Origin of the sequence: Pseudomonas putida (assembly GCF_003228315.1) — a bacterium.
GTDB classification, from domain to species: domain Bacteria; phylum Pseudomonadota; class Gammaproteobacteria; order Pseudomonadales; family Pseudomonadaceae; genus Aquipseudomonas; species Aquipseudomonas putida_S.
The window spans coordinates 3611722-3621265 of record NZ_CP029693.1; the positions used below are offsets into that span (position 1 = coordinate 3611722).

The following is a 9544-nucleotide window of genomic DNA, read 5'->3' on the forward strand; positions in this document are numbered from 1 at the left end:
CGAACCTTATGGGTACTCAGCGCAACATGCCGCTGCCGTAACCCTTCAGGTTGGCTTTCTTCATCAGGGATTCGTACTGGTGCGAAACGAGGTGCGATTGTACTTGGGACATGAAGTCCATCACAACCACGACCACGATCAGCAACGAGGTCCCGCCAAGGTAGAACGGAACGTTGGCTGCAACCACCAGGAACTGGGGCAGCAGGCAGACGGCCGTCATGTAAAGGGCACCGAACATGGTCAAGCGAGTCAGAACGCCATCAATGTAGCGCGCAGACTGCTCACCTGGACGGATACCCGGAATAAAGGCACCGGACTTCTTCAGGTTTTCCGCTACGTCTTTCGGATTGAACATCAACGCCGTATAGAAGAAGCAGAAGAAAATAATCCCTGCACTAAACAGCAGAATATTCAACGGCTGACCAGGAGCGATCGACTGCGAGATGTCCTGCAACCAGCCCATACCTTCAGACTGACCGAACCAGGCACCCAACGAAGCCGGGAACAGCAAGATGCTGCTCGCGAAAATGGCCGGAATAACACCGGCCATGTTCACCTTCAACGGCAAGTGGCTAGTCTGCGCAGCGAAGACCTTGCGACCCTGCTGACGCTTGGCGTAGTGAACAGCAATACGACGCTGACCACGCTCAATGAACACCACGAAACCGATAATCGCTACTGCCAGCAAACCGATGGCAACCAGGGCGAAGATATTGATATCACCCTGACGCGCAGACTCGAAAGACTGCCCGATCGCTCTCGGAAGACCGGCGACGATACCCGAAAAAATCAACATCGAGATACCGTTGCCAACACCACGCTCAGTAATCTGCTCACCCAGCCACATCATGAACATCGCACCAGCCACAAAGGTGGATACCGCGACGAAATGGAAGCCAAAGTCACCAGTGAACGCTACGCCCTGCCCCGCCAGACCAATGGACATGCCAATAGCCTGAACGAGAGCGAGGACGACAGTGCCGTAGCGGGTGTACTGGCTGATCTTGCGACGGCCAGCTTCACCTTCCTTCTTCAACTGTTCCAGCTGCGGGCTGACAGCGGTCATGAGCTGCATGATGATCGATGCCGAAATGTACGGCATGATCCCCAGTGCAAAGATGCTCATGCGCTCCAGCGCGCCGCCGGAAAACATGTTGAACAAGCTAAGAATGGTCCCCTCATTCTGTCGAAACAGGTCCGCGAGTCGGTCCGGGTTGATACCTGGAACCGGGATGTGTGCGCCTATTCGGTAGACGATAATCGCCAGGAACAGAAAACGCAGACGAGCCCAGAGTTCAGACATACCGCCTTTGCCGAGCGCAGAGAGAGCACCTTGCTTAGCCATTTATTCCTCGAACTTGCCGCCAGCTGCTTCGATAGCCGCACGCGCACCCTTGGTGGCGCCGATTCCCTTTCCGATGGTTACAGCGCGAGCCACTTCACCGGACAGCATGATTTTCACGCGCTGTACGTTGACGTTGATCACGTTGGCATCTTTCAGGGACTGCACGGTGACGATGTCGCCTTCCACTTTAGCCAGCTCGGACAGACGCACTTCTGCGCGGTCCATGGCCTTCAGGGAAACGAAACCGAATTTCGGCAGGCGACGATGCAGCGGCTGTTGACCGCCTTCAAAGCCTGGAGCAATGGTGCCACCGGAGCGGGAAGTCTGACCTTTGTGACCACGGCCACCAGTCTTACCCAAACCACTACCGATACCACGGCCCGGACGATGCTTTTCGCGACGGGAACCCGGCGCTGGACTCAGATCATTGAGTTTCATCGATTAACCCTCGACACGCAGCATGTAGTAAGCCTTGTTGATCATCCCGCGATTCTCGGGAGTATCCTGGACTTCTACAGTGTGACCGATGCGACGCAGACCCAGACCCTTAACGCACAGTTTGTGGTTAGGGATACGGCCGGTCATGCTTTTGATCAGCGTAACTTTAACGGTAGCCATGATCAGAAGATCTCCTTGACGCTTTTGCCGCGCTTGGCAGCAATGGACTCAGGAGACTGCATTGCCTTCAAACCTTTGAAAGTGGCGTGAACCACGTTTACCGGGTTAGTCGAGCCATAGCACTTGGCCAGAACGTTCTGAACGCCAGCAACTTCGAGAACGGCACGCATAGCGCCGCCAGCGATGATACCGGTACCTTCAGAAGCAGGCTGCATGTAAACCTTCGAAGCGCCGTGAGCAGACTTCGTGGAGTACTGCAGAGTAGTGCCGTTCAGATCAACCTGGATCATGTTGCGGCGAGCAGCTTCCATTGCCTTCTGGATCGCAGCAGGCACTTCACGCGACTTGCCACGGCCGAAGCCAACACGCCCTTTACCATCACCAACCACGGTCAACGCGGTGAAAGTGAAGATACGGCCGCCTTTAACGGTTTTGGCTACGCGGTTAACTTGAACCAGCTTCTCGATGTAGCCTTCGTCGCGCTTTTGGTCGTTATTTGACATAACTTAGAACTCCAGCCCAGCTTCACGAGCAGCATCAGCCAGCGCCTTAACGCGGCCGTGGTACTTGAAGCCAGAGCGGTCGAAAGCCACCTGCGAGACGCCAGCGGCCTTAGCACGCGTAGCGACCAGCTGGCCAACCTTAGTGGCCGCGTCAATGTTGCCGGTGGCACCATCACGCAGTTCTTTGTCCAAAGTCGAGGCGCTTGCCAGGACTTTGTTGCCGTCGGCCGAAATGACCTGGGCGTAGATGTGCTGCGAAGAGCGGAACACGCAGAGACGCACGACTTCGAGTTCGTGCATTTTCAGGCGTGCTTTGCGAGCGCGACGCAGTCGAGTAACTTTTTTGTCGGTCATTTGCTATGCCCTACTTCTTCTTGGCTTCTTTACGACGGACGACTTCGTCCGCGTAGCGCACACCTTTGCCTTTGTACGGCTCTGGTGGACGGAAGTCGCGGATCTCGGCGGCCACTTGACCTACCAGCTGCTTGTCGATGCCCTTAATCAGGATATCGGTCTGGCTAGGAGTCTCAGCGGTGATGCCTGCCGGCAGTTCGTAATCCACTGGATGCGAGAAGCCAAGAGACAGGTTCAGCACTGTGCCTTTTGCTTGCGCCTTGTAACCAACACCGACCAGCTGGAGCTTACGCTCGAAGCCTTGGCTTACGCCTTGGACCATGTTGTTAACCAGTGCACGAGTGGTACCGGCCATTGCGCGAGTCTGTTGATCGCCGTTGCGAGCAGCAAAACGCAGCTCACCAGCTTCTTCAACGATCTCAACGGACGAATGGATGTTCAGTTCAAGAGTGCCCTTGGCACCCTTCACCGAAAGCTGTTGGCCTGCGAATTTTACTTCGACGCCGGCTGGCAGCTTAACGGGGTTCTTAGCGACGCGAGACATGCTTATCCCCCCTTAGAACACAGTGCAAAGAACTTCGCCGCCGACACCGGCAGCGCGCGCAGCACGATCAGTCATCACACCTTTGTTGGTGGAGACGATAGACACGCCCAGACCGCCACGAACTTTCGGCAGATCTTCGACGGACTTGTACTGACGCAAGCCTGGACGGCTAACGCGCTTGACTTCTTCGATAACCGGACGGCCTTCGAAGTATTTCAGCTCGATAGACAGCAGTGGTTTGGTTTCGCTGCTGATCTGATAACCCGCAATGTAGCCTTCGTCCTTCAGGACTTTGGCAACAGCTACCTTCAACGTGGAAGATGGCATGCTTACGACGGACTTTTCAGCCATCTGGGCATTACGGATTCGAGTTAGCATGTCCGCTAACGGGTCCTGCATACTCATGGGCTAGACGCTCCTAATACAGAAAAATTAGCCTTGCGGCTACTACGTGTCGCCGAGAATCTCCGGGCATGAAAAACACGGGCTCAGGCGAGCCGGGTATTCTAGACACACCCCAGAAATGAATCAAGCCCCATGAGGGGCTTGATTCAGATTCAAGGCCACCGGCGGTCAGGAACTTGCGAACCTGAACGCCGAGACTTTGACAGTGCTTACCAGCTGGCTTTAACCAGACCTGGCACGTCACCACGCATTGCGGCTTCACGCAGTTTGTTACGGCCCAGGCCGAACTTGCGGTAAACGCCGTGCGGACGACCAGTCAGGCGGCAACGGTTACGCATGCGCGAAGCGCTGGCGTCACGTGGTTGCTTCTGCAGAGCTACGGTGGCTTCCCAACGCGCTTCTGGACTTGCGTTCAGATCGACGATGATAGCTTTCAGCGCTGCACGCTTGGTGGCGTACTTGGCAACGGTGAGCTGACGCTTCAGCTCACGGTTTTTCATGCTCTTCTTGGCCATTTTCCTACTCCAATCAGTTGCGGAACGGGAATTTGAAAGCACGCAGCAGAGCGCGGCCTTCGTCATCGTTCTTGGCAGTGGTGGTCAGGGTAATGTCCAGACCGCGGAGAGCATCGATCTTGTCGTAGTCGATTTCTGGGAAAATGATCTGCTCTTTCACGCCCATGCTGTAGTTACCACGACCATCGAAGGACTTGGCATTCAGGCCGCGGAAGTCGCGAACCCGAGGCAGGGAGATCGACAGCAGACGATCCAGGAACTCGTACATACGCTCACGGCGCAGGGTCACTTTGACGCCGATCGGCCAACCTTCACGGACTTTGAAGCCAGCGATGGATTTGCGAGCGTAGGTCACAACGACTTTCTGGCCGGTGATCTTTTCCAGGTCAGCAACAGCGTGCTCGATGACTTTTTTGTCGCCGATCGCTTCGCCCAGACCCATGTTCAGGGTGATCTTGGTAACGCGCGGAACTTCCATCACGTTCGAAAGCTTAAGTTCTTCCTTAAGTTTCGGTGCGATTTCCTTCCGGTAAATCTCTTTTAGTCGTGCCATGGTCTTCTACCTAGCAGTGTTCAAGCATCAACCGCTTTTTGGGTCGACTTGAAGACACGAATTTTCTTACCGTCTTCTACTTTGAAACCAACGCGGTCAGCCTTGTTGGTTTCGCCGTTGAAGATGGCGACGTTGGAAGCGTGCAGTGGCGCTTCTTTCTCGACGATACCGCCCTGTACGCCCGACATCGGGTTAGGCTTGGTATGACGCTTGACCAGGTTCAGACCACCAACAACCAGACGGTTGTCAGCAAGAACCTTCAGCACCTTACCGCGCTTACCTTTGTCTTTGCCGGCGATCACGATGATCTCGTCGTCACGACGAATCTTTTGCATGTCGGATCTCCTTACAGCACTTCTGGGGCGAGCGAGACGATCTTCATGAACTTCTCAGTACGAAGTTCACGGGTCACTGGCCCAAAGATACGGGTGCCGATCGGCTCTTGCTTGTTGTTCAGAAGAACAGCAGCGTTGCCATCAAAGCGGATAATGGAGCCATCAGCACGACGTACGCCGTGACGAGTGCGGACTACAACAGCAGTCATCACTTGGCCTTTTTTCACTTTACCGCGAGGAATTGCTTCCTTGACGGTTACCTTGATGATGTCACCGATACCAGCGTAACGACGATGGGAGCCACCCAGCACCTTGATGCACATAACGCGGCGAGCGCCGCTGTTATCGGCCACATCGAGCATGGATTGAGTCTGAATCATATAATTTCTCCGACCCCTAGTCCTTAGACTTCCACAGCGCGTTCGAGAACATCAACCAGCGCCCAAGACTTGGTCTTGGCCAAAGGACGAGTTTCACGAATAGTGACTTTGTCGCCGATGTGGCACTGATTGGTTTCGTCGTGCGCGTGCAGCTTAGTCGAACGCTTAACGTATTTACCGTAGATCGGGTGCTTTACGCGACGCTCGATCAGAACGGTGATGGTTTTGTCCATCTTGTCGCTGACAACACGGCCAGTCAGCGTACGGACAGTCTTTTCGGCTTCAGCCATGATTACTTACCTGCCTGCTGGTTGAGCACAGTCTTCACGCGAGCGATGTCACGCTTAACTTGCGAGAGCAGATGAGACTGCCCCAACTGGCCAGTTGCTTTCTGCATGCGCAGATTGAACTGGTCGCGCAGCAAGCCGAGCAGTTGCTCGTTCAGCTGCTGTGCGGATTTTTCACGAAGTTCATTCGCTTTCATCACATCACCGTCCGTTTAACAAAGGAGGTGGCGAGCGGCAGCTTTGCAGCAGCCAGGGCGAAAGCCTCACGCGCCAGCTCTTCAGAAACACCCTCGATTTCATACAGGACTTTGCCTGGCTGAATCTGGGCAACCCAGTATTCGACGTTACCCTTACCTTTACCCATCCGAACTTCGAGTGGTTTTTTGGAAATAGGCTTGTCCGGGAATACACGGATCCAGATCTTGCCGCCACGTTTTACGTGACGGGTCAGAGCACGACGCGCTGACTCGATCTGACGAGCGGTGAGACGACCACGAGCAACAGACTTCAGCGCGAACTCGCCGAAGCTGACTTTGCTACCGCGCAGTGCCAGACCACGGTTGTGGCCGGTCATCTGCTTGCGGAACTTCGTACGCTTTGGTTGCAACATTTGGCGTACCCCTTACTTAGCAGCTTTTTTACGAGGCGCTGGTGCTTGTGGCTTCAGCTCTTCTTGGCGACCACCGATTACTTCGCCTTTGAAGATCCAAACCTTTACACCGATCACACCGTAGGTGGTGTGAGCTTCGTAGTTGGCATAGTCGATGTCGGCACGCAGGGTGTGCAGTGGCACACGACCTTCGCGATACCATTCAGTACGTGCGATTTCAGCACCGCCGAGACGACCGCTCACTTGGATTTTGATGCCTTTGGCACCAATGCGCATGGCGTTCTGTACTGCGCGTTTCATAGCGCGACGGAACATTACGCGACGCTCCAGCTGCTGAGCTACGCTCTGCGCAACCAGCATACCGTCGAGTTCCGGCTTGCGGATCTCTTCGATATTGATGTGCACAGGCACACCCATTTGCTTGGTCAGGTCCTGACGCAGCTTCTCAACATCCTCACCTTTCTTCCCGATAACGATACCTGGACGAGCGGTGTGGATGGTGATGCGTGCAGTTTGGGCCGGACGATGGATATCGATACGGCTTACGGACGCGCTTTTTAGTTTGTCTTGGAGATACTCACGCACATTCAGATCTGCGAGCAAATAGTCCGCATAAGTCCGACCGTCTGCGTACCAGACGGAGGTGTGCTCCTTGACGATTCCCAGGCGAATGCCAATGGGATGTACTTTCTGACCCATCTCTTCGACTCCGTTACTTGTCAGCAACCTTGACAGTGATATGGCAAGACCGCTTGACGATGCGATCAGCACGGCCTTTGGCACGTGGCATGATGCGCTTCAGCGAACGCCCTTCGTTGACGAAAACAGTGCTGACCTTCAGGTCATCAACGTCTGCGCCTTCGTTATGCTCGGCGTTGGCTACGGCCGACTCCAGCACTTTCTTCATGATCTCGGCGGCTTTCTTACTGCTGAAAGCCAACAGGTTGAGCGCTTCGCCCACCTTCTTCCCGCGGATCTGGTCGGCGACCAAGCGGGCTTTCTGGGCGGAGATTCGAGCGCCCGACAACTTAGCGGCTACTTCCATTTCCTAACCCCTTAACGCTTGGCTTTCTTGTCTGCCACGTGCCCGCGATAAGTGCGGGTACCGGCGAACTCGCCCAGTTTGTGGCCGACCATGTCTTCGTTCACGAGAACTGGGACGTGCTGACGACCGTTGTGTACTGCGATGGTCAGACCGACCATTTGTGGCAGGATCATCGAACGGCGCGACCAGGTTTTCACTGGTTTGCGATCGTTCTTCTCCGCCGCCACTTCGATCTTCTTCAGTAGGTGAAGATCGATAAAAGGACCTTTTTTCAGAGAACGTGGCACTGTCGTATCCCTCTATTTACTTGCGACGACGGACGATCATTTTGTCGGTACGCTTATTACCACGAGTCTTCGCGCCCTTAGTCGGGAAGCCCCATGGCGATACCGGATGACGACCACCAGAGGTACGACCTTCACCACCACCATGTGGGTGGTCAACCGGGTTCATGGCAACACCACGAACGGTTGGGCGAACGCCACGCCAGCGTTTGGCACCAGCTTTACCCAGCGAACGCAGGCTGTGCTCGGAGTTCGAGACTTCGCCCAGGGTCGCACGGCATTCAGCCAGGACTTTACGCATTTCACCGGAACGCAGACGCAGGGTAACGTACACGCCTTCACGAGCGATCAGCTGAGCCGAAGCACCAGCGGAGCGAGCGATCTGCGCGCCTTTACCTGGCTTCAATTCGATGCCGTGTACGGTGCTACCAACTGGAATGTTGCGCAGCTGCAGAGCGTTACCCGGCTTGATCGGCGCCAAAGCACCTGCGATCAGCTGGTCGCCAGCACTCACGCCTTTAGGGGCAATGATGTAGCGACGCTCGCCATCTGCGTACAGCAGCAGAGCGATGTGAGCAGTACGGTTTGGATCGTATTCGATACGCTCGACAGTGGCAGCGATGCCATCTTTGTCGTTGCGACGGAAGTCGACCAGACGGTAATGCTGCTTATGACCACCACCAACGTGACGAGTGGTAATACGGCCATTGTTGTTACGACCACCAGACTTCGACTTCTTCTCGAGCAGCGGTGCGTGAGGAGCGCCTTTATGCAGCTCCTGGTTGACCACCTTGACCACAAAACGGCGGCCAGGGGAAGTCGGTTTGCATTTAACGATTGCCATGATGCACCCCTTCCTTACTCAGCACTGCTGCTGAAATCGAGATCTTGGCCTGGCTGAAGGGAGATAACTGCCTTCTTCCAGTCATTACGCTTGCCCAGACCGCGAGCAGTGCGCTTGCTCTTACCCAGAACGTTCAGGGTAGTTACGCGCTCTACTTTCACGCTGAACAGGCTTTCGACGGCCTTCTTGATTTCCAGCTTGGTTGCATCAGTAGCAACCTTGAAAACGAACTGGCCTTTCTTGTCTGCCAGAACCGTAGCCTTCTCGGAAACGTGCGGGCCAAGCAGAACTTTAAATACGCGTTCCTGGTTCATCCCAGCAGCTCCTCGAATTTCTTCACGGCCGACACGGTGATCAACACCTTGTCGTATGCGATCAGACTAACTGGATCGGAACCTTGCACGTCACGAACATCAACGTGCGGCAGGTTGCGAGCAGCCAGGTACAGGTTCTGATCAACAGCGTCCGACACGATCAGAACATCGGTCAGGCTCATGTTGCTCAGCTTGCCCAGCAGATCTTTGGTTTTCGGAGTTTCAACAGCGAAATCCTGAACCACAACCAGACGATCAGTACGCACCAGCTCAGCAAGGATGGAACGCATTGCTGCGCGATACATCTTCTTGTTCAGCTTTTGGGAGTGATCCTGAGGACGAGCTGCGAAAGTGGTACCGCCGCCACGCCAGATTGGGCTACGGATAGTACCGGCACGAGCACGGCCAGTACCTTTCTGACGCCATGGGCGCTTGCCGCCACCGGAAACGTCGGAACGGGTCTTTTGCTGCTTGCTACCCTGACGGCCGCCAGCCATGTAGGCCACGACTGCTTGGTGAACCAGCGTCTCGTTGAATTCGCCGCCAAATGTCAGTTCGGAAACTTCGATCGCTTGAGCGTCATTTACATTTAATTGCATGTCAGCTTC

General features: G+C 55.0%; 20 protein-coding genes. All 20 read right to left on the reverse strand.

Features of this window, described 5'->3' with window-relative positions; translation table 11 throughout:
• Nucleotides 1-16: 16 nt before the first annotated feature.
• Entirely contained in the window at nt 17-1345 is a 1329-nt protein-coding gene (gene secY / locus DKY63_RS16830) for a preprotein translocase subunit SecY (protein ID WP_003228718.1), read from the reverse strand.
• Nucleotides 1346-1783: a 50S ribosomal protein L15 gene (gene rplO, locus DKY63_RS16835; protein ID WP_011336169.1), complete on the reverse strand. Its 438-nt coding sequence runs from the start codon at nt 1781-1783 to the stop codon at nt 1346-1348.
• A 3-nt stretch (nt 1784-1786) separates the two neighbouring features.
• Nucleotides 1787-1963 (reverse strand): 50S ribosomal protein L30, encoded by a 177-nt coding sequence (gene rpmD, locus DKY63_RS16840; RefSeq protein ID WP_003176408.1) that lies wholly within the window; start codon nt 1961-1963, stop codon nt 1787-1789.
• Between the two features lie 2 nt (nt 1964-1965).
• Complete coding sequence (gene rpsE, locus DKY63_RS16845) at nt 1966-2466, reverse strand: 30S ribosomal protein S5 (RefSeq protein WP_110965129.1); 501 nt, start codon at nt 2464-2466, stop codon at nt 1966-1968.
• A 3-nt stretch (nt 2467-2469) separates the two neighbouring features.
• A complete protein-coding gene (rplR, locus tag DKY63_RS16850; protein ID WP_003186037.1) occupies nt 2470-2820 on the reverse strand; it encodes a 50S ribosomal protein L18 in 351 nt (116 codons plus the stop codon).
• 10 nt (nt 2821-2830) lie between these two features.
• Entirely contained in the window at nt 2831-3364 is a 534-nt protein-coding gene (gene rplF, locus DKY63_RS16855; RefSeq protein ID WP_110965130.1) for a 50S ribosomal protein L6, read from the reverse strand.
• A gap of 12 nt (nt 3365-3376) precedes the next feature.
• Nucleotides 3377-3769: a 30S ribosomal protein S8 gene (gene rpsH / locus DKY63_RS16860; protein WP_003228724.1), complete on the reverse strand. Its 393-nt coding sequence runs from the start codon at nt 3767-3769 to the stop codon at nt 3377-3379.
• A 209-nt stretch (nt 3770-3978) separates the two neighbouring features.
• Nucleotides 3979-4284 (reverse strand): 30S ribosomal protein S14, encoded by a 306-nt coding sequence (gene rpsN, locus DKY63_RS16865; protein ID WP_003228726.1) that lies wholly within the window; start codon nt 4282-4284, stop codon nt 3979-3981.
• 13 nt (nt 4285-4297) lie between these two features.
• Entirely contained in the window at nt 4298-4837 is a 540-nt protein-coding gene (gene rplE / locus DKY63_RS16870; RefSeq protein WP_003210069.1) for a 50S ribosomal protein L5, read from the reverse strand.
• A gap of 20 nt (nt 4838-4857) precedes the next feature.
• A complete protein-coding gene (gene rplX / locus DKY63_RS16875; protein WP_003186046.1) occupies nt 4858-5172 on the reverse strand; it encodes a 50S ribosomal protein L24 in 315 nt (104 codons plus the stop codon).
• Between the two features lie 11 nt (nt 5173-5183).
• Nucleotides 5184-5552: a 50S ribosomal protein L14 gene (rplN, locus tag DKY63_RS16880; protein WP_002555479.1), complete on the reverse strand. Its 369-nt coding sequence runs from the start codon at nt 5550-5552 to the stop codon at nt 5184-5186.
• Between the two features lie 23 nt (nt 5553-5575).
• Nucleotides 5576-5842, reverse strand: a complete 267-nt coding sequence (gene rpsQ, locus DKY63_RS16885; RefSeq protein WP_003176419.1) for a 30S ribosomal protein S17 — start codon at nt 5840-5842, stop codon at nt 5576-5578.
• A gap of 2 nt (nt 5843-5844) precedes the next feature.
• Complete coding sequence (rpmC, locus tag DKY63_RS16890; RefSeq protein WP_002555481.1) at nt 5845-6036, reverse strand: 50S ribosomal protein L29; 192 nt, start codon at nt 6034-6036, stop codon at nt 5845-5847.
• A complete protein-coding gene (gene rplP, locus DKY63_RS16895; protein WP_003228729.1) occupies nt 6036-6449 on the reverse strand; it encodes a 50S ribosomal protein L16 in 414 nt (137 codons plus the stop codon). The genes rpmC and rplP overlap by 1 nt, the downstream gene beginning before the upstream one ends.
• 12 nt (nt 6450-6461) lie before the next feature.
• Nucleotides 6462-7148, reverse strand: coding sequence for a 30S ribosomal protein S3 (gene rpsC, locus DKY63_RS16900; protein WP_007970424.1), 687 nt, complete (start codon nt 7146-7148; stop codon nt 6462-6464).
• A 13-nt stretch (nt 7149-7161) separates the two neighbouring features.
• The gene (gene rplV / locus DKY63_RS16905; protein WP_003103908.1) at nt 7162-7494 is read right to left on the reverse strand and encodes a 50S ribosomal protein L22; all 333 of its coding nucleotides are present in this window, start codon (nt 7492-7494) and stop codon (nt 7162-7164) included.
• 11 nt (nt 7495-7505) lie between these two features.
• Nucleotides 7506-7781, reverse strand: a complete 276-nt coding sequence (gene rpsS / locus DKY63_RS16910) for a 30S ribosomal protein S19 (protein ID WP_002555486.1) — start codon at nt 7779-7781, stop codon at nt 7506-7508.
• 16 nt (nt 7782-7797) lie between these two features.
• On the reverse strand, nt 7798-8622 hold the full coding sequence (gene rplB, locus DKY63_RS16915) for a 50S ribosomal protein L2 (protein WP_007924198.1): 825 nt from the start codon (nt 8620-8622) through the stop codon (nt 7798-7800).
• 14 nt (nt 8623-8636) lie between these two features.
• Nucleotides 8637-8936, reverse strand: coding sequence for a 50S ribosomal protein L23 (gene rplW / locus DKY63_RS16920; protein WP_002555488.1), 300 nt, complete (start codon nt 8934-8936; stop codon nt 8637-8639).
• On the reverse strand, nt 8933-9535 hold the full coding sequence (gene rplD / locus DKY63_RS16925) for a 50S ribosomal protein L4 (RefSeq protein ID WP_110965131.1): 603 nt from the start codon (nt 9533-9535) through the stop codon (nt 8933-8935). The genes rplW and rplD overlap by 4 nt, the downstream gene beginning before the upstream one ends.
• Nucleotides 9536-9544 lie beyond the last annotated feature (9 nt).